The sequence below is a fragment of the Marinobacter santoriniensis NKSG1 genome, assembly GCF_000347775.1.
Classification (GTDB): Bacteria; Pseudomonadota; Gammaproteobacteria; order Pseudomonadales; family Oleiphilaceae; genus Marinobacter; species Marinobacter santoriniensis.
In genome coordinates, this window is record NZ_APAT01000015.1 from 527118 (window position 1) to 545146 (window position 18029).

Annotated in this window: 20 protein-coding genes; 2 read left to right on the forward strand and 18 right to left on the reverse strand. The window is 60.1% G+C overall.

All coding sequences use genetic code 11. The features are described 5' to 3' along the window. Positions 1–4: 4 nt before the first annotated feature. From ccmI to ccmA, 9 genes are read right to left on the reverse strand one after another with little or no spacing between them, the layout of a single operon-like run. Positions 5–1270 carry a c-type cytochrome biogenesis protein CcmI gene (ccmI, locus tag MSNKSG1_RS08165; RefSeq protein ID WP_008938778.1) on the reverse strand — a complete coding sequence of 422 codons (1266 nt, stop codon included), beginning with the start codon at positions 1268–1270 and terminating at the stop codon, positions 5–7. Positions 1271–1305: 35 nt separating this feature from the next. Further along, positions 1306–1794: a cytochrome c-type biogenesis protein gene (locus MSNKSG1_RS08170; RefSeq protein ID WP_008938779.1), complete on the reverse strand. Its 489-nt coding sequence runs from the start codon at positions 1792–1794 to the stop codon at positions 1306–1308. Further along, entirely contained in the window at positions 1791–2330 is a 540-nt protein-coding gene (locus MSNKSG1_RS08175) for a DsbE family thiol:disulfide interchange protein (RefSeq protein WP_008938780.1), read from the reverse strand. The genes MSNKSG1_RS08170 and MSNKSG1_RS08175 overlap by 4 nt, the downstream gene beginning before the upstream one ends. Continuing rightward, positions 2327–4330 carry a heme lyase CcmF/NrfE family subunit gene (locus tag MSNKSG1_RS08180; protein ID WP_008938781.1) on the reverse strand — a complete coding sequence of 668 codons (2004 nt, stop codon included), beginning with the start codon at positions 4328–4330 and terminating at the stop codon, positions 2327–2329. The genes MSNKSG1_RS08175 and MSNKSG1_RS08180 overlap by 4 nt, the downstream gene beginning before the upstream one ends. A 32-nt stretch (positions 4331–4362) precedes the next feature. Then, positions 4363–4833: a cytochrome c maturation protein CcmE gene (ccmE, locus tag MSNKSG1_RS08185; RefSeq protein WP_008938782.1), complete on the reverse strand. Its 471-nt coding sequence runs from the start codon at positions 4831–4833 to the stop codon at positions 4363–4365. 14 nt (positions 4834–4847) lie between these two features. Next, the gene (gene ccmD, locus MSNKSG1_RS08190; RefSeq protein ID WP_008938783.1) at positions 4848–5081 is read right to left on the reverse strand and encodes a heme exporter protein CcmD; all 234 of its coding nucleotides are present in this window, start codon (positions 5079–5081) and stop codon (positions 4848–4850) included. Positions 5082–5084: 3 nt separating this feature from the next. Next, positions 5085–5828 carry a heme ABC transporter permease gene (locus MSNKSG1_RS08195; RefSeq protein ID WP_008938784.1) on the reverse strand — a complete coding sequence of 248 codons (744 nt, stop codon included), beginning with the start codon at positions 5826–5828 and terminating at the stop codon, positions 5085–5087. Between the two features lie 31 nt (positions 5829–5859). Beyond that, positions 5860–6582, reverse strand: coding sequence for a heme exporter protein CcmB (gene ccmB, locus MSNKSG1_RS08200; protein WP_008938785.1), 723 nt, complete (start codon positions 6580–6582; stop codon positions 5860–5862). After that, entirely contained in the window at positions 6572–7210 is a 639-nt protein-coding gene (ccmA, locus tag MSNKSG1_RS08205) for a cytochrome c biogenesis heme-transporting ATPase CcmA (RefSeq protein ID WP_008938786.1), read from the reverse strand. Before ccmA ends, ccmB begins: the two co-directional genes overlap by 11 nt. Before the next feature lie 160 nt (positions 7211–7370). On the opposite strand from ccmA, the gene fliK reads away from it, so the two are divergent. Then, positions 7371–8702, forward strand: a complete 1332-nt coding sequence (gene fliK / locus MSNKSG1_RS08210) for a flagellar hook-length control protein FliK (RefSeq protein WP_040886722.1) — start codon at positions 7371–7373, stop codon at positions 8700–8702. Then, positions 8699–9025: an EscU/YscU/HrcU family type III secretion system export apparatus switch protein gene (locus tag MSNKSG1_RS08215; RefSeq protein WP_008938788.1), complete on the forward strand. Its 327-nt coding sequence runs from the start codon at positions 8699–8701 to the stop codon at positions 9023–9025. Before fliK ends, MSNKSG1_RS08215 begins: the two co-directional genes overlap by 4 nt. On the opposite strand, the gene MSNKSG1_RS08220 is transcribed toward MSNKSG1_RS08215, so the two are convergent. The 9 genes from MSNKSG1_RS08220 to MSNKSG1_RS08260 form a co-directional block, all read right to left on the reverse strand. After that, entirely contained in the window at positions 9011–10120 is a 1110-nt protein-coding gene (locus tag MSNKSG1_RS08220) for an ATP-binding protein (RefSeq protein ID WP_008938789.1), read from the reverse strand. The two genes, MSNKSG1_RS08215 and MSNKSG1_RS08220, sit on opposite strands and share 15 nt — an antisense overlap. Beyond that, on the reverse strand, positions 10117–12399 hold the full coding sequence (locus MSNKSG1_RS08225; protein ID WP_008938790.1) for an ATPase, T2SS/T4P/T4SS family: 2283 nt from the start codon (positions 12397–12399) through the stop codon (positions 10117–10119). The genes MSNKSG1_RS08220 and MSNKSG1_RS08225 overlap by 4 nt, the downstream gene beginning before the upstream one ends. Positions 12400–12425: 26 nt before the next feature. Next, a complete protein-coding gene (locus MSNKSG1_RS08230; RefSeq protein ID WP_008938791.1) occupies positions 12426–12818 on the reverse strand; it encodes a DUF2802 domain-containing protein in 393 nt (130 codons plus the stop codon). Between the two features lie 65 nt (positions 12819–12883). After that, positions 12884–13372, reverse strand: coding sequence for a chemotaxis protein CheW (locus MSNKSG1_RS08235; protein ID WP_008938792.1), 489 nt, complete (start codon positions 13370–13372; stop codon positions 12884–12886). 135 nt (positions 13373–13507) lie between these two features. Next, positions 13508–14329, reverse strand: a complete 822-nt coding sequence (locus MSNKSG1_RS08240) for a chemotaxis protein CheW (protein ID WP_008938793.1) — start codon at positions 14327–14329, stop codon at positions 13508–13510. Then, positions 14322–15119, reverse strand: a complete 798-nt coding sequence (locus MSNKSG1_RS08245; RefSeq protein ID WP_008938794.1) for a ParA family protein — start codon at positions 15117–15119, stop codon at positions 14322–14324. The genes MSNKSG1_RS08240 and MSNKSG1_RS08245 overlap by 8 nt, the downstream gene beginning before the upstream one ends. Positions 15120–15306: 187 nt before the next feature. After that, a complete protein-coding gene (motD, locus tag MSNKSG1_RS08250; protein ID WP_008938795.1) occupies positions 15307–16089 on the reverse strand; it encodes a flagellar motor protein MotD in 783 nt (260 codons plus the stop codon). Positions 16090–16104: 15 nt separating this feature from the next. Next, positions 16105–16845 (reverse strand): flagellar motor protein, encoded by a 741-nt coding sequence (locus MSNKSG1_RS08255; protein WP_008938796.1) that lies wholly within the window; start codon positions 16843–16845, stop codon positions 16105–16107. Further along, a complete protein-coding gene (locus tag MSNKSG1_RS08260) occupies positions 16845–17981 on the reverse strand; it encodes a protein-glutamate methylesterase/protein-glutamine glutaminase (RefSeq protein ID WP_008938797.1) in 1137 nt (378 codons plus the stop codon). Before MSNKSG1_RS08260 ends, MSNKSG1_RS08255 begins: the two co-directional genes overlap by 1 nt. Positions 17982–18029 lie beyond the last annotated feature (48 nt).

Consider the following 18029-nt stretch of genomic DNA (forward strand, 5'->3'; position numbering starts at 1 on the left):
ACGGTCAGTCGGTAAGCTGATGGTCGATCACCAGTTTAACCGGAGTCTGATCATCCGCGACAACCGGCACCGGTTCGCCAATGCGACCCTGCCAGTCCCCTGGCTGGGCCGCCACGGAGCCTGAACGGCTGAGCCGCGCCGTCACCATCACCCGGTCGGCATCGGAAATCTTCATTCTCGGTGACATGGAATCGGTGTCATCCAGGCGAACGGTCGTCGGCAAAGCGCCGGCTGTGAGACGAACGACCGCCAGCGGCGGTCCGGCTTCGCTGCCGGCCTTGCGGGCAAACACAAAGAGTGTGGTGTCGTCGGGTACCTGTCCCTTGAAGGCATCATCCAGGGACAGGCTCACGGTGACTCCGGCGCCACTCGCTGCCGCCATATCGCGTTTCGGTGGTGTCTCACCCAATCGACGATAAGCTTCGTCGACCCCACCTCGAATGGCCGCAATCTGCGGATGATCGGGTGCGACCTTCTCAATACGCTCCCAGAACTCGATGGCCTTCCGATAATCCTTCTGGCTGAAGGCGTGAATGCCCAGCAGTCCGAGGGAATTCACCTCGTCGGGATTCAGGCTCCGGGCCTGCGAAATCACCTGACGAACCTCGTCCGTCATTTTACCTTCGCTGCCAAAGAACAGCGCCTGGGCGGCAAGACCCAGCGCAACCGCCTGGGCCCGGTCGTCCGAATCCACCACCGACGCCAGCTGCCGGTATGCCCAGGCGGCATCGTCATACCGTTCCAGACGCATGTAGCTGCGACCAAGCATCGCCCAGCCATCCGGGTTATCCGGACTGGCCTCAAGCTTCTCTCGTAACTGACCCACCAGTTCCGACATGCGGGCCGCACGATCCCCGCTGCCCTGCTCCATCTTCTGCATGGTTACATACTGCTCGACCTTGTCCATGCCGCCCCAACGTTCGTACAGGAAAAACGCCGCAGCCGGCAACAGCAGGATCGCAATCAGTCCAACCGCCATGGCACTCCTGCGACCACTCCGGGACGGACGGACCTGCTCGGTTTCAGGCACATCATCCAGCATGGTGCCGGCAAGCTCCTCCCGGAGTTGGCGGTAATTGTCTTCGTCGATCTGACCGGCGGCGAACTCTTCATCCAGTTCCTGCATGCGGGACCGGTAGGCCATCAGGTTCTGATTGCGAAGATCGGCCTGTTCCCGGGCCTTGGAACGATGGAAAAACACCGGGTACAGGACAAATGCCAGGGCGAGAATGATCAGTGCCGTTGCGGCAAACCAGAAAGTATCAGTCATGGGGTATTCATTGGTCCGAAATGGGTGAGAAGCATTCAGATATCGGTGCGGCGATCACGGCCATCCTGCCCGGATAGGATACGCGCTGCACGAGCGCGTTCTTCGTCGGACAGCGGAGCGCCCTCACGATCTCTCCTGCGGGCGCGAATGATCACGGCGGCAACCGCCAGCAATCCGATCAAGACCGCAATCGCCGGAGTGGCCCAGAGCAGAAAGGTTCGCGCATTGAACGCAGGTTTGAATCGCACAAATTCGCCGAAACGTGCCACCAGAGAATCAACAATCTCCTCGTTACCAGCACCGCTCTTCATCATCCGATACACCTCATCCCGCATATCGGCAGCGATGGGGGCATCAGAATCCGCAATATTCTGGTTCTGGCACTTTGGACATCGCAGCTCAGCGGTAAGCTCCTGATAGCGCGCTTCCTGTTTGGGATCCTTGAAATCATAAATATCTGGAACCTCGGCATGCACCACGCCAAGGTAAAAGATGGTCAGTAACATCAGTAACAGGCGATTCATGAGTTATCGCTCCGCAATTTCTCGATGAGCGGACTCAGTTCTTCTTTCCAGACTTTTTCGTCGACCACGCCAACATGCCGATACCGAACCACACCACTCCGATCGATCACGAACGTTTCCGGTGCGCCATAGACCCCCAGATCAAAGCCAAGCTTTCCCTCGGCATCGAATATGGTGACCTCGTAGGGATTACCCAGGTCTTTAAACCATTGCAGGGCATCTGAACGGGTGTCCTTGTAGTCGAGACCGACGATACGAACGCCCTGGGTTTTGCTGAGCCACATCAGAAAGGGGTGCTCCTGCCGGCAGGAGGGACACCAGGTTGCCCATACATTGAGCAGTGTGACCTGCCCCTGGAACAGTTCCTGATCAAGTACCTGCTCAGGGTTTTGAAGGGCTGGCAATGAAAACGAGGGTACCGGCTTGCCAATCAGGGCTGAATCGAGCCTGGTGGGGTCCTTGCCGATACCGGCAAACAGGACCACACCAAGAATGACAGCAGCGATCAGGGGAAGGAAAAGCAAAATGCGCTTCACGATACCGCCTCCGCGTTACCTTTGAGAGGCTTACCCGGACTCGTCCCCGTGGCAGCGGTCTCCTCCGCCCGGTCACGAATGCGATAGCGCCGGTCGGAGATGGCGAAAAATCCACCAATGGCCATCACGACCGCGCCAAGCCAAAGCCAGCGAATCAACGGCTTGTATTGCAGACGAATGGCCCAGGCACCGTCGGCGATATGTTCGCCGATGGCGACGAAGATATCCCGGGACAATCCGGCGTCGATATCCGCTTCGGTCATAATCCGCATTCCGACGCTGTATTCACGCTTCTCCGGATGCAGCACGGCAATCCGCTCGCCACCTTTCATGACATCGAAGGTGCCGTATTGCGAGGTATAGTTCTGGCCCTGACGCTGACCCATCGCCCGAAATGCAAACTGGTAATCTCCGACTGTGGCAACATCCCCCGGACTCATACGGACATCCCGTTCGATCCCGTAATTGGAAACCACGGTCACCCCGGCGATGGTCATCGCCAGTCCGAGGTGCCCCAGCACCATGCCCCAATAGCTCCGGGACTGGCGCTTCAGACCATTGAGACGGCCCTTGCGCGAACGGGACTTGTCGCTCAGATCCCAGAAAGTCGCAACCGCAACCCAAACGGCCGTAAAGATTCCTGCAAACGCCCAGGGTTTGAAGCCGCCGTATCCGATCACCACTGCCGTGGTGACGATCACACTGATGGCCAGCGGCCAGAGCAGTTTACGTCCCAGCCAGCCGCCGTCGGTTTTCTTCCACCGGGAGAAGATCCCTGCCCCGAGCAACAGGCCGGTCGCGATCGCCAGCGGGGTGAAGGTGGTGTTGAAGAAAGGTTCACCAATGGAGAGCTTACCCATATCCAGATAATCGAGAACCAGCGGATAAAGCGTGCCAATGCCGACCAGCAGGGTCGCAGACACCAGCAGCACGTTGTTCAGCAACAGGAAGATTTCCCGTCCCAGCGACCCATAGCGGGAACGCACATGAACCACCGGTGCCCGGAAGGCATAGAGCGTCAGACTCGCAATGACGGTTACCGCCAGGAGCATCAGCAGGAACGTGCCTCGCTCGGGATCGGAGGCGAAGGCGTGTACCGACGTCAGTACGCCCGAGCGCACCATGAACGTTCCGAGCAGGCTCAGGGAGAATGCGATAATGGCCAGCAACACAGTCCATGTCTTGAACACGCCCCGCTTTTCGGTCACCGCCAGCGAGTGCATCAGTGCCGTACCTGCGAGCCAGGGCAGCAGAGACGCGTTCTCCACCGGATCCCAGAACCACCAGCCACCCCAGCCGAGCTCGTAGTAGGCCCACCAGCTACCCAGGGCGATCCCGACCGACAGAAACGCCCAGGCCACGGTGGTCCAGGGGCGCGACCAGCGTGCCCACGCCGCGTCCAGACGACCGTTGATCAGCGCGGCAATGGCGAACGCGAACGCCACCGAAAAGCCGACGTAACCCATGTAGAGCATCGGCGGGTGCATGATCAGGCCGATGTCCTGAAGCAGCGGGTTCAGGTCGGCTCCGTCCGCAGGGATGTTGGGGAGCAAACGGTCGAAAGGATTGGAGGTCAGGATGATAAACAGCAGAAAACCCACACAGATCATGCCCATAACCGACAGAACCTGGGAGATCATGACCGCCGGCAACCGACGGCTGAAAATCGCAACCGCCAGCGTCCACGCGCTCAACAACAGGATCCACAACAGCAGAGAGCCTTCGTGACCGCCCCAGACCGCGCTGAATTTGTAAAACCATGGCAGCAGACTGTTGCTGTTATTCGCCACATAAGCCACGGAAAAATCATCGGTCAGGAAGGCGTGGACCAGGAGCCCGAACGCCATTGCGATGAAGACGAACATTCCCGACGCCAGGGGGCGCGCAAAGGCCTGCAGCTGCTCCCGTCCTGTGAGAGAGCCCACCAGTGGCACAACGGAAAGGAGCACTGCCAGTAACAGCGCCAGTATCAGTGCGATCTGTCCGAGTTCCGGAAACATCACGATCCCCTATTCATGCTTCGGGTGGTTAATCAGTACGATGCAGACTGGGCGGCGCCATTGGCCACAGGCTGTCCATCAGCGGTCTTCTTCAGTGACTCCGCCACTTCCGGCGGCATGTAGTTCTCATCGTGCTTGGCCAGCACCTGGTCGGCAACGAAATTGCCGCCAGCATCGAGTTTGCCCATGGCGACAACCCCCTGCCCTTCGGCAAACAGGTCAGGAAGAATGCCCGTGTACTCGACCGGCACGGACGACTGGAAATCGGTCACCCGGAACCGGACTTTCAGGGTATCCGGATCACGCACTACCGAGCCCTTTTCGACCATACCTCCGGCCCGGATCCGGACATCATGTGGCGCCTCACCCGCGGCAATCTGGCTGGGGTCATAGAAGAGATTGATGTTCTGGCGCAGGGCATAGGTCGTCAGCCCCACGGCGACACCAATTCCGGCCAGAAGGAAAAGTACAATGGTAAGCCGCTTTTTTCGGATCGGATGCATGCTGAACCTGCCTGTCAGTCTTGGGAAACTTCCACTCGGGTGAACGTGGCCGCCGGACGTTCTGCCCGGCCCGACTCCTTGCCCTGGCGCATGAAATTCCGCCGACAGGCTTCCAGCATGGCCCGGCGCCGGCGCAGGGACCAGATCATCAGTGCTGCCATCAGCACGAAGAAGGCCCCGTAGCTGCTCCAGACGTAAGGGCCGTGCCCACCCATTGTGAGGAACGCGGAGAAAGAATCAAAAGCCATGGATCAGTGCCTCCCCGCCATTACCAGATCTTTGACCCAACGGGTCTTCTGCTCTCGCGCAAGAATTTCTGTCTGCATCCGTACACAGGCCAGCCAGCCAAAGATCAGATACATCCCGAGCACCGCGAGCAACAGCGGCACCCACATCTCGGCGGGCATTGATGGCTTCTCGGTGAGCTTGAACGTGGCAGGCTGATGCAGGGTATTCCACCATTCCACCGAATATTTGATGATCGGGATATTGACCACGCCGACCAACACCAGAACCGCGACCGCACGGGCAGCGGATTTTTCATCATTGATCGCCCGATCCAGGGCAATGACCCCGCCATAAAGGAACAGGAGAATCAGCATGGAGGTCAGGCGGGCATCCCAGATCCACCAGGTGCCCCAAGTGGGCTTGCCCCATACCGCGCCGGTAAAAAGGGAGAGAAAAGTGATCACCAACCCCACCGGAGCGACAGCCTTGACGAACACATCGGCCAGTTTCATTCGCCAGACCAGCGTCACGACTGCGGCAACTGCCATCATGATATAGGCCGACTGCGCCAGAAACGCGGTCGGAACGTGAATGAAGATAATCCGGTAGCTATCACCCTGCAGGTAGTCCTTCGGCGCAAACGCAAGGCCCCAGACAATTCCCGCCATCAAAAGGGCCGTGCCAATAACGAGCAGCCAGGGCATCAGCCGGGTTGCAATCCCGTAGAACCATTTGGGTGATCCCAGCTTGTGAAAAAATTGCCACATCGATTGCTACCCGTAAATCCGACCGTTTTGATTAGCTGTTGGACAAACTTATTTTCAGAGCTGCCGCTGACGCGAAGGGTGCCAACGTCACCGCCAGCACCAGAAATGCGCCCATCAACGCCAGATACGCTCCCACTGGCGCGCCCTCTGAGGCGGCTGCGACCGTCCCCGTTCCGAAGATCAGGACGGGAATGTACAGCGGAATGATCAGCAGGGACAATAACACTCCCGCCGACCGCAATCCCAGCGTCAGGGCCGCTCCGATCGAACCGATCAGGCTCAGTACCGGAGTGCCGATCAGCAGCGTTAGACACAGAACAGCGATGGAGTTCCCCGGCAACTGCACCATAACCCCCAAAACCGGTGTCAGCACCACCAGTGGCAAACCGGTCAGTATCCAGTGTGCCACCGTCTTGGCCAGTACCAGCAGGAACAGCGGCTGGGGCTGGAGCACCAGCTGTTCCAGTGTTCCGTCGTCAAAATCGTGACGGAACAGGTGATCCAGCGACAGCAACACCGACAACAGCGCCGCTACCCACAGGATACCGGCTCCGGCTTCCCGTAGAAATGACACTTCCGGACTAACCCCAAGGGGGAATAGGGTCACCACCATGACGAAGAAAAGCAGGGGGTTGAGCAGATCCTGCCTCTGACGAAACGCGACCCGTACATCCCTCAGGAAAACGCTTTTCATGGCCTGACCCACCCCGACACTGGCGGTCACCGGCCGTATGTCCGGCGCTTTAGCTGTCATCCCAGTCACCTTCGCCCAGGGTAATCCGTTGCATGGCCGGCAGATCCAGATCGTGGTGAGTGGTAACAACCACCGCTCCCCCCTCGTCTGCACGCTGTTGCAGCAACGCCTCAATCGCCTCAACGCCCTGGGCATCAATGGCAGTGAACACCTCATCGAGCAACCAGAGTGGCTCGTCTGCAATCAATAAACGCGCCAGGGCAACCCTGCGCTGCTGACCCGCAGACAGATTCCGGCTGGGCACGTGCTCGAAGCCCTCCAGGCCGGTCCCGGAAAGGGCTCGAATCAACACCTCGTCGTCCATTGGATAACGACCGGCCGTCAGTGCCCGAAGGTTTTCCAGTGGCGTCAGCAAGGGCTTGATGCCGGGGCGGTGCCCCAGGTACAGCATATTTCTCAGAAAGCTTTCGCGTCTGAGGTGCCGTGGCTCACCACACCAGAGCAGTTCTCCGGTCCAGGCGTCGTTCAGCCCGGCGAGTATCCTCAGGAGCGTGGTTTTACCCGAGCCATTCGGACCCTCGACACGCGTCACTGTACCGGGCAGTATTGAGAAGGAAAGGTTGCGGAACAGCGTCCGCTCATCCCGTTCACACTCAAGATTGACAGCCTGTAGTAACGGCTCGGACATCAGGGCCTCAGATTCAGGCGATGCTCGGTTTAGTGGCATCACATACATTCATGACTGACACGACGGGTGCAGACATCACTCACGGCAACCGGTGCCGGCGGCGCGTATTATAACGAAAGCGCCTCCGGAATACTCTTGCTCAGCATCAAAATTGGCCATTATGAAGCTTCCCGGCAACCTGCCCATTCAGCCCTCGGGCCAGCCATCCGCCCGATCCGGCTCTGCCTCCGCCAATCCCCTTCCGGCGGCGCGCCAACTGCTGGACCAGCTGCAACTGCGAAACAACGAAGCTGTTCTCGCGCGGGTGGCGGAAGTGATTCAGAGCAAAGGCGCACCGCCGGAGCTGTTGCTGGAGGTCCGCAACAAACCTTTGTTGGTGGAGGCCGCGCTGCGCGAGGTCAAAGTCGAGCCCGGTGACTGGCTTCGGATCATGCGTGCCGGTAATGAATTGCGCCTGATGGGGAAATTGCCCGAAGCCCCCGAGGCGACCATTGCCCGTGCGCTGGCGCAAAGGCTGCCCTGGCAACAATCATTGGGTCCCGGGCTCGCCACCCTGGCGAAAGCACTGACCAGCGGTCTCCGACCGGATCCCGGCCCCGGACAGCTGCCCTCGATGGTGACTCCCCAGACACTTCCTGAACCAGCCCGGCAAGCACTGGAGCAGGTGTTGGCCCGCATGCCCGACCCAACGAGTTTCAAACCCGGATCGGGGCGCTCGGAACAGGCACCGGCGACCATCCGCCAGTGGCTCACGGACAGTGGCCTGTTTGCGGAAAGCCGGCTGACGCGTGCATCGGACACCCCGGCTGCAGACCTGAAACTCGCCCTGATGAGAGTCGTTTCGGCCCTTCTCGCACAGCGCAGCCAACCGACCAGCGAGTTCAACCGGATTGTCCCCCTGCAAAGTCCGGAACTCCTGCAGGCTCCCCTCCAGTTTCCCACTGCCCAGCCTGCGCCACCGCCCGCCGCGGCACAGGCAGACGAAGCAGCTTCGGTCGGCCAGACACTCCGAATGCTGGCAGGCATGCTCAATCGCATTACCGTCAACCAGTTGCACAGCCAGGTTCTGACCACCAGAGCGGGCGGCGAAACCGGCGCACCGACATCCACCATGCTGCTGGAGTTGCCCTGGCTCAACGCTCAACAGGAGCCCAGGGTGGCTCAATTGAGAATCGAACAGAACGGTCGAGAAGGGAGCGAAGCCGACTCGGCCAGGAAACGGGCGGTCAGTGAATGGCGACTGAACCTGGTGATCGACCTGGACGAGGCTGGCCCCCTGCACTTTGACGTGGCCATCAGCCAAACCTCCGTAGGGGCGCAGGTATGGGCGGAACGGCAAGCCACGCTCAGGCAGGTGAATGAGCAACTTCCGGCGCTGAGAAAAAGCCTGAGTGACCTCGGGCTGGAAGTCACAGAGCTGGAGTCCCGCCTGGGCAAACCCCGGCAGACCGAGACACGACTCGAACACAGATTGGTGGACACCCGCGCATGAACCAGACCGACGACCAACGAAACACTGAGGGATCCCGCGCCGCCGTCGCCCTCAAGTACGACGGCGAACGGGCGCCGACGGTCACCGCAACCGGCACCTACGAGCTGGCCGATGAAATTATCCGGATCGCCCGCGAGCACAATGTGCCCCTGTACGAAAACCCGGAACTGGCTGCCATTCTTGCGAGACTGTCCCTGAACGACGAAATACCGGAGACGCTGTACCGCGTCATCGCGGAGATTCTGGCCTTTGCCTTCCACATCCAGGGCCGGACACCGGACGATGCCGGCCAGGACAAGCCATCACCCTCAGCGGATCAGTGATCGCATCGCCCAGACCTGTTCCCAGTGTTTGCCACGGCGGCCGGAAACCGCAGTTTCGAAATAATGCCGGAGACGACGGCGATCCTCGGGCTGATCCTTCAGGGCCGAACCAATCACATGGTGCATCAGATGCTCCACCGTCAGTCCTCCGCCACCGTAATACCAGGCGTTCAGGCTGGCCGCGTGAGCAACTGCAACCGCTTCAGCCGTCGACAGGGCGGCCCCGGCCAGGCGATCTGTACTCCGACCGTCCAGGGTCTGACCGTTTCGGAGTTCGTGGAACATGGTCACCAGAACCTCGAGCGCCGCGTCATCCGGCTCGGCAGCCACACCGGCCGCAACGTTCGCTTTCCGGACTTCCCGCAGAACCACATCCAGTTCATCGGCCAGGTGCGGAATTGGACGAATCTCCTCAAAATCCATCCGGCGCTTGAGTGCGGCGCTCATGGCGTGGACGCCCTCATCAATGCTGTTGGAAGTGGCAACCACGTTGAAACCTTCCCGGGACAGGACAACACCCTCCTCACCCTCAAGCTCCGGAATGATCACCACCCTGTCGGACAGCACCGACAGCAGCGCATCCTGCAGCGCCTGGGGGCAACGAGCCACCTCCTCGAAACGGACGAGCCGACCTTCCATCATGCCCCGGAGCAGCGGGCTGGGTACCAATGCCTCGCGGCATGGCCCTCTCTGTTTGAGAATGGCCTCGTTCCAGCTGTATAGCAGTTGCCCCACCTGGCTGATGGCGCCCCCCTGAAGGGTCAGCGTGGACGAGCCGGAAATCGCCGCGGCCAGAAGTTCGGAGAGCCAGGATTTTGCCGTCCCCGGTTCCCCGACCAGCAAGCAGCCGCGTGTGGTGCATAGCGAGATGATGATCCGGACCACCATGGCCCGTTCGGCCACGAATTTCCGTTCAATGCCGTGTTCCGGATCTCCGAGAACGAACCTCTCCACCGCACGGGGCGACATCAACCAGCCTGGAGGGACCGGTCCCGAGTCCGTCTCTGCCAGCTTTTTCAGTTCATCGGCATAGACCACTTCGGCAGGCTCACGCTGGGCTGCCTTGTGACCATCAGTGGGGGTTGGGTCTGTCATTGGAGACTCCTACGGCCGCCCCGGATTTCCGGAGCCATTCGCTCCCGGGGCAGGATACGCGGTAATTCTGACAGGGGGATAACCCCCTCGATGACCTGATCCAGGGCACTGTCGCGCATGGTGATCAGGCCGGCATCGAGCGCGCGCCAGCGCAACTCACCAATGGGAGGCTGGCTGGAGATGGCGTTCCGGATATCGGCGTTCACCTCAAGGTACTCGACGATCGCGACACGACCAACGGTGCCGCGACCGTTGCACTTGTCACAGCCCTCGCCCTCAAAACACTGGAAATTCGCCGGTGCGCCGTCTGGAAACAGCTCCGACAGGATCATCGGTTCCGGCTCTGCCGGTCGCCGGCAATGCGTGCAGATGCGCTTGGCCAACCGTTGTGCAATGACCGCCAGCAGTTCACCCGCGATGGAGTTGGGATGAATCCCGAGATCATAAAGTCGCTGCAGGGAGTCCACCGCATCGTTCGAGTGCAGCGTGGACAACACAACATGCCCGGTCTGGGAAGCGCGAATCGCCTCCAGGGCGGTTTCCTGATCCCGGATCTCACCCACCAGAATGACATCCGGATCCTCACGAACAAAGGATCGCATGGCATCGGCAAAGCTGAAACCGATGTCGGCCCGAACCCGGGTCTGCTGTATGTTGTCGATCGAATACTCGATGGGGTCCTCGACGGTGATCACCTTTCGGCGCCCATCATCCGCCAGGTTCTGGAGACCGGCGTACAGGGTCGTGGATTTACCCGACCCCGTAGGGCCCACCACCAGCACCAGGCCAGCAGGGTTGTCCAGCAGACGCTGGTAACGAGCGCCAATCACACTGGACATGCCCAGTTCCGAGATGGTCATTGCCCGGCCGGTCTGGGGGAGCAACCGGATAACCGCATGCTCTCCGTGAAGGGAGGGTTGTGTCTGCACCCGGAGATCAAAGTAATTGTCGCCCATCTTGAGCTGGGAACGACCACCCTGCGGTAACCGGTGTTCCGCAATATTCAGCTCGGCCCGCAGTTTGATCACGTTGATGACGCCGCGCAGTTCACGGGGCGTTAGCTGGTACTGCGGGAGGTCATGCAACTCCCCGTCTACCCGAAGACGAATCCGGACCCGCTCGCCGTATTGTTCGATATGGATGTCACTGGCCTTTTCGCTGACCGCGTCCAGCAGGATCGCCTCGTACACCGACACCAGATAGGGGCTGACATGGTGATGACTGTCCGCATCGCCAAGCGGTTCCGAACGGGCCCGGGATGGCTCCGGCTTTTCTCCGGGCGCCTGGGAGTGGTCGGCCACAAACTGGCGTCCCTTGGCCGTCAGATCCAGGGATGACCAGATACGCCGGAAATCGGTAGGCGTGACCAACAGGCACTGAATCGACGACTGGGGCGTGAGTCGTTCAAGCTGATCGGTCCGGGCATCGGGATCGTCGGTAATCACCGTGATCTGCCCGCCGCTCTCCCTGACCGGAACCATTCGTGAAAGGTCCAGAAACGTCCGAGAGAAACGACGAAACAGGGCCGGCTGCAACTGGGGCATCAGTTCCTCGGCATCCACGAACGTCATGCCACGTTGTTGCGCAAGCTTTCGATACAGGTCGATCTCATCAAGATTGAGTTTCCGACGAATCAGGTCGAGCACTCGCGAGTTGCTCTTTGCTGCCTCGGTCCGGGCCTCGGCAAGCATTTTTTCATCGATGACCCCGAGATCGATCAGGATCTGCTCCGCATTGCGGTTGAAGTCCACCCAGCCAAGCGTCCTGACCCGGTTCAGTGCCTCACCCCGTTTCTCGAACATCGCCAGGCTGGGCACCGGGCCGGCCCGCCCCTCCAGACAGATCAGCGAGCCCCCTTCCCTGAGATAAGGCGCCATAATCTCCGGCCTGGGCACGAAGGTGGTACAGAGAATCAGATCACAGTCGCCTTCAAGAGCGGGCAACTCGGCAATGTCCGAGGTGACCACATCCACATTGTGCATGCCGAGCCGGAAAAAGCGGGCGCGGGCAGCCTCCGCCACCACCGGATTACGCTCCACATAGATGACCCGATGCGCCAACTCGGACAACACCGCAGCCAGGTAGCCAGAGCCGCCGCCGACGTGCATGACCGTCTGGTCCGGCTCGATTTCCGGCATCAGGGACAGCAGGTGCTGAACGATTTCTTCTCGGGGAATGGAGTGACCGGTAATGGAAGGAGCCAGATCGGAACCGGCGACGAATTCATGACGGGAAACTGCAAGGAGGGCCGTCTGGGCCCTCGGGGAGATCTTCTTCATCCACAAACGTCCATTACATCGAAGAGTCAGGCCACCTGTCGTTTCCTCAGAGCAGACACGAGTTCGGCCTCGGGACGGGATATGCCGCATGTGTTCATAAGATCGTCGATATCGGCGCCAAGATCAACCAGGCGCGATGCTTCATCGTAGGAAATCCGGAGGGGATCGTTCTGGCGCATCTCGTCGATGACGGAGCGTAATTCATGGAGCTGGCGTTCGCAGGTGACCACGCGCTGGCCCATGCCCATGCTGCCACTGGCGGTGGCGTGCAATTCCTTGCCGAGAATATCGCAACGCTCCTTGACGGACCGTTGCAAGCGCTCGACCTGACGACGATGAAGGATACCCTGGACGAACAGCAACACGAACGCCGCAGCCGCAAAGGTCCAGGGAAGATAGGCAGAAATTTGATCGAACATGACGGACGTCTCCCGTTTAGCCGAGGCGAGGGTCATCCGTCGTTCGTCTGTATGGCTACCGGGCCTTACAGAGTGGCGATTTCAGCCCACTCGTCCTCTGACAGCATCTTGTCGAACTCAACCAGAATGATGAGTTCACCGTTCTTGTTGCAGACACCCTGGATGAACTTGGCGCTCTCCTCGTTCCCCACGTTGGGTGCCGTCTCGATTTCACTGGCTTTCAGGTACACCACCTCGGCCACGGAATCCACAAGGATGCCCATCACCTGGTTCGAGGATTCCATCACCACGATCCGCGTAGCGTCGGTCACTTCGGCATCCGCCAGACCGAAACGGCGACGAGTGTCGATCACCGTAACCACGTTACCCCGAAGGTTGATGATGCCCAGAACATAATCCGGGGCACCCGGCACCGGGGCAATCTCGGTGTAGCGCAACACTTCCTGAATCTGCATGACATTGATGCCATAGGTTTCGTCATCCAGCTTGAAGGTTACGTACTGCAGTACCTGATCATCCTGGACCTGATTCTGTTGTCCGCTCGGGGATGCCATAACGCTCTTTCTCCTCGTGGGCTGCCCGGCGGGCAACCTGATCGTCAAAAATCCATCATCAGTGCCCAATACTATCGTTAAGGGCACAAACCGTGCCACCCTGGCACGGTTTCAATCCGTAACCGTTGTGTACACTCAACTCAGATCCAGATGATGCTCTCTTTCGGCCCGAACCAACAGATTGGCCATGGTCCGGACATCAATAAGCGCACACATCTGATCAATCACTGTTCCCGCCAGCCACGGGCGCTTGCTCCGGGCCGTGCGCCAGCGCACCTCATCCGGCTTGAGCGTGAACGACTGGGCGACATCGTCGCACGCCAACCCCCAGTCACTGTCGTCCAGACGGATCACGAAACGGTAGTTTTCCCGGGCGCCGGCAGGCACACGACCGGCCATAATCCATTCCGCCGTATCGACGACTCTCAGATTCTGGTCGGCGTCCGCCCGAATGCCCATGTACCATCGGGGACTACCGGGAATGGGACGAATCTCCTCTTCGATCCGGTGAATCGCCCCCAACAGGACAAGTGGCACGGCAAGCTGAAGCCCGGCAACGGTAAAGATCAGACATTCAAAGGGCGATTCCGACCAATCGGGACGCGCCGGAGGCGCGGCTTCCGGACCGGGCTGGGCTCTCAATTCCGTTTCTGTATTGGTCTCGGGGACCGAGGCCGCCTCGGGAACCGCGGTGTCCTGGACTGGAACCCGGGCCGGTGTCGGCCTTTTGACAACGGGCGTAACGCGGGCGCGCTCTCGCGGAGGTGCCTTGCTGACACTTTCCGCTTTTGTCCGGACGTCGGTCCTGGCCTGAACCTCTGGTTCTGTCGTTCTGGCTGCGGGGAGTTCAACCTCCTCTTTCGACGCCGCATCCGTTGCGGTATGAAGCAGCTCATCAAGATAACTGGCAATGGCCGCTTCCGGATCCGCCAGCCTTGTCAATTTTTCGTCAGCCATGCTGACGCTCCTTCACCGCCCCGGCCCGGGCGAGGAGATCGTCCAGAAGGTGTGTGTAGGCCCGGACGCCATGGGTTTCGGCATCCAGCGCCGACGGCACAATGCCACCCTGGCTGGCATCACGGAACTTGGTATCCACCGGGATAGCGAATCGCCAGAGTGTGTCCGGATAGGTCTTGCGTAACAGGTTCAGGCTCTTGACCGAAGCCTGCGTCCGACGATCGTAGAGTGTAGGTACGATGGTATAGGGAAGCTCGTTCTTCTGGGACCGCATGATCATCTGCAACGTGTGCAGCATGCGCTCGAGCCCCTTGATCGCCAGGAATTCGGTTTGTACCGGAATGATCAGGTGCTGGGCCGCGGCCAGAGCATTGACCATAAGCACGCCGAGGGAGGGGGTATTATCGAGAAGCACATAATCGAAGTCATCCCAGAGCTGGGCGAGCGCCCGGGAGATGATCAAACCCATACCCTCGACACCCACCATTCGCCGCTCAAGAGTTGCCAGGGCGGTGCTCGCAGGCAACAGGGACAATCCCGGGCACGACGTCTCGGTCACGAGCTGTGCCGGCAATCCTTCGGGAACCTTGCCCTGGTGCTGGAAAAGATCGAAAACGCTGTGCTTGAGCGTGTCTGGATCGTAGCCAAACCAGCTGGTGAGAGACCCATGGGGATCCAGGTCCATCACCAACACCCGGTGGCCCCGCTCTGCCAGAAGCCCTCCCAGGGTGACGACGGATGTCGTTTTACCGACCCCGCCTTTTTGATTCGCTACTGCCCAGATTCGCACTGTTGTGCCTCCAATACCTTTCTGCCACCGCAAAGCCGGCGCTGTTTGGCGTTTATCGGCCGGAGTCCCCTCAACTTGAGCTCCTCCTGACCTGACGGCCACGGCAAGCCCTTGCCGCCTACCGACCCTGAACAGCTATTAATACAGAAATCATGCCATCAACCTATACGCATCCGCCGCAGAGGCGTTAACGCATGGCACCGCGGATACTGGCATCCCTGGAAATCAACAAGACCACGCGTCGGTTTCGGCGCCGTCCGGCATCAGTGTCGTTGCGTGCGACTGGCTGGTACTGACCATACCCCACGGCGGCCAACCGTTCCGGCTCGACGCCCTCCCGGACCAGCATTCGGACAACCGCAGCGGCACGGGCGGCAGCCAGCTCCCAGTTGGACGGAAATTTCGACGTGCTGATTGGCTGGTTGTCGGTGAATCCCTCGACCCGAACCGCGTTGTCACGATCCCGGAGAACGCTGGCAATCTTTTCCACCACGTCAAAGGCATCGTAGTGAGGCTCCGCGTCACCACTTCCGAACAGCATGCTGTTCGGAAGGTTCAACTCCAGCCATTTGTCGCTGGTTTCGAGCGTGACCACGCCCTGGTTGATCAGTTCATCGAACTCCATGGTCAACTGGTCCGCCATGGCACGCAGGGCCCTGGTACGGGCCTGGAGATCCGCTTGCGGATTTTGCGGTGCTTCAGCAACCGGAGGCGGGATAACGTTGTCGGCTGGCGCGTTCACCGATCGCTGGGGACGTTCGCCCACCGTAATGGGATTCACGGAATGCTGGGGCGCATTGAACACGCCGTTCAGGGTTTCGGAGAGGACTTTGTACTTCCCTTCGTTGACCGAAGACACCGAGTACATGACCACAAAAAAAGCGAACAGCAGCGTGATGAAATCCGCGTAGGAAATCAGCCAGCGCTCCTTGTTATGCAATTCGTCAGTGGATCGCCTGCGTCGCCGCATAGAGCCCGCCTGTCCCTACTGCAGGAATCCCCGCAGTCGCAACTCGATGGATTTGGGGTTTTCGCCTTCGGCAATGGCAATGATGCCGTCAATCATCATGTCCTCGTAACGGGTTCGCTCCCGCACGATGCCCCGAAGCTTGTTGGCAACCGGGAAGAACAGCAGGTTGGCAAGGGCCACCCCGTAAATGGTGGCCACGAACGCGGTCGCAATGCCGCCGCCGAGGGTCTGGGGATCTTCCAGGTTGGTCATGACCTGAATCAGGCCCATGACCGCACCGATGATGCCGATAGTCGGAGAATACCCGCCCATGGCATCAAACACCTTGGCCGACTCGAGATCTCTCTGTTCCCGGGACTCCAGGTCTACTTCCATGATACCCCGGATGGTCTCGGTTTCAGCGCCATCAACCAGGAGCTGGAGCCCTTTACGGGCAAAAGGTTCCGGCTCCCGTTCTGCAAGCGCTTCCAGACCGAGCAAGCCCTGCTTGCGGGCCTTGACGCTCCAGTCGATCACCTTGCCAATCCCGTCCTCCATACTGACAAATGGCGGCAGGAACACCCAGCGCGACTGGGCAAACGCCCGCTTCAGCAGGGGCCAGGAGGTTTGCAGGATGGTGGCGGCCAGGGTGCCGCCAACGACAATCAGAGCCGCCGGGCCATTGAACAGGGAACCCAGTGCCCCCCCTTCCAGGAGGTTTCCGCCCAGAATCGCCGCGAAGGCCAGGATGATGCCAAGCAGGCTGAGAATATCCATCAGCACACACCTTCGACCAGACGCGCTCCGATTTCTTCCAGCGACAAGACCTCGTCTGACAGTCCGGCCTTGGCTACCGCCATGGGCATGCCATAGATCACGGAGGATTTTTCATCCTGAGACCAGATATCGGAACCGGTCTGCTTCATCATCCGACAGCCTTCCCGACCATCCGCGCCCATGCCGGTCAGGATGACGCCCAGGGTCTTGCCGGGAAAGCTACGGGCAAGGGATCCGAAAGTCACGTCCACACAGGGCTTGTAATTGAGGCGCTCGTCACCGGGCAGAATGCGCACGCGGGGCTGACCACCACGGCTTTCGATCATCATCTGTTTGCCCCCGGGGGCCAGCAGTGCCAGTCCGGGACGAAGCACATCGCCATCCGCCGCCTGGCGGACCTCGATCTTGCACAGCCGATTCAACCGCTCGGCAAAGGCCGGGGTGAAGCTGGCGGGCATATGCTGAACCAGGACAATCGGCGCCGGAAACGAAGCAGGCAGGACCGTCAGAACTTTCTGGAGCGCAACCGGCCCGCCGGTCGACGTACCGATACCGACAACGCTGTAATGCTTCGCCGCGCGATGGGCCGACCTTCGGGGCGGTTCCGGTTCCCGGACAGGTCGCTCCACACGTTCCCGAACCGGGGTTACGGGCCGATGTTCGGCACGGGGTCTGTCTGTCGGGCGTGGTGCCTGTGGTTCGGCCGGTCGCGCGCGGGGCGCCGATGCGCCGCCAGGGCGACTCCTGGCTACATCAAGTACCCGGTCAATGAGGATCTTCTGGAGCTGGCTGGAGTCCCGGGCGATCTCCTCGAAGTTCTTGGGCAGGAAATCGACGGCTCCCGCCTCAAGCGCGTCAAGCGTCACCCGAGCGCCTTCGTATGTCAGGGAAGAGAACATCAGCACCGGCGTTGGGTGCCGGCGCATGATTTCACGGACCGCCGAGATGCCATCCATTACAGGCATCTCGTAATCCATGGTGATCACGTCGGGGCGCAAACGCTCCGCCATTTCGACGCCTTCGCGTCCGTTGGAGGCTGCGCCCACGACCCGGATCTGGCCGGAAGCGGCCAGAATTTCCGTCAGACGTTTGCGGAAAAACCCTGAATCATCAACGACCAGGACCGAAACTGTCATCCATTTCTCCTACCCAATACGCCGGCTTTCCGGTCTCCGGACGTGAAC

Excerpts from the sequence above, each read along its gene's own strand:
- ccmI (WP_008938778.1), bottom strand. The coding sequence starts at position 1,270 with ATGACTGATACTTTCTGGTTTGCCGCAACGGCACTGATCATTCTCGCC.
- MSNKSG1_RS08170 (WP_008938779.1), bottom strand. The coding sequence starts at position 1,794 with ATGAATCGCCTGTTACTGATGTTACTGACCATCTTTTACCTTGGCGTG.
- MSNKSG1_RS08180 (WP_008938781.1), bottom strand. The coding sequence starts at position 4,330 with ATGTTTCCGGAACTCGGACAGATCGCACTGATACTGGCGCTGTTACTG.
- ccmE (WP_008938782.1), bottom strand. The coding sequence starts at position 4,833 with ATGCATCCGATCCGAAAAAAGCGGCTTACCATTGTACTTTTCCTTCTG.
- ccmD (WP_008938783.1), bottom strand. The coding sequence starts at position 5,081 with ATGGCTTTTGATTCTTTCTCCGCGTTCCTCACAATGGGTGGGCACGGC.
- MSNKSG1_RS08195 (WP_008938784.1), bottom strand. The coding sequence starts at position 5,828 with ATGTGGCAATTTTTTCACAAGCTGGGATCACCCAAATGGTTCTACGGG.
- ccmB (WP_008938785.1), bottom strand. The coding sequence starts at position 6,582 with ATGACAGCTAAAGCGCCGGACATACGGCCGGTGACCGCCAGTGTCGGG.
- ccmA (WP_008938786.1), bottom strand. The coding sequence starts at position 7,210 with ATGTCCGAGCCGTTACTACAGGCTGTCAATCTTGAGTGTGAACGGGAT.
- fliK (WP_040886722.1), top strand. The coding sequence starts at position 7,371 with ATGAAGCTTCCCGGCAACCTGCCCATTCAGCCCTCGGGCCAGCCATCC.
- MSNKSG1_RS08215 (WP_008938788.1), top strand. The coding sequence starts at position 8,699 with ATGAACCAGACCGACGACCAACGAAACACTGAGGGATCCCGCGCCGCC.
- MSNKSG1_RS08220 (WP_008938789.1), bottom strand. The coding sequence starts at position 10,120 with ATGACAGACCCAACCCCCACTGATGGTCACAAGGCAGCCCAGCGTGAG.
- MSNKSG1_RS08225 (WP_008938790.1), bottom strand. The coding sequence starts at position 12,399 with ATGAAGAAGATCTCCCCGAGGGCCCAGACGGCCCTCCTTGCAGTTTCC.
- MSNKSG1_RS08230 (WP_008938791.1), bottom strand. The coding sequence starts at position 12,818 with ATGTTCGATCAAATTTCTGCCTATCTTCCCTGGACCTTTGCGGCTGCG.
- MSNKSG1_RS08235 (WP_008938792.1), bottom strand. The coding sequence starts at position 13,372 with ATGGCATCCCCGAGCGGACAACAGAATCAGGTCCAGGATGATCAGGTA.
- MSNKSG1_RS08240 (WP_008938793.1), bottom strand. The coding sequence starts at position 14,329 with ATGGCTGACGAAAAATTGACAAGGCTGGCGGATCCGGAAGCGGCCATT.
- motD (WP_008938795.1), bottom strand. The coding sequence starts at position 16,089 with ATGCGGCGACGCAGGCGATCCACTGACGAATTGCATAACAAGGAGCGC.
- MSNKSG1_RS08255 (WP_008938796.1), bottom strand. The coding sequence starts at position 16,845 with ATGGATATTCTCAGCCTGCTTGGCATCATCCTGGCCTTCGCGGCGATT.
- MSNKSG1_RS08260 (WP_008938797.1), bottom strand. The coding sequence starts at position 17,981 with ATGACAGTTTCGGTCCTGGTCGTTGATGATTCAGGGTTTTTCCGCAAA.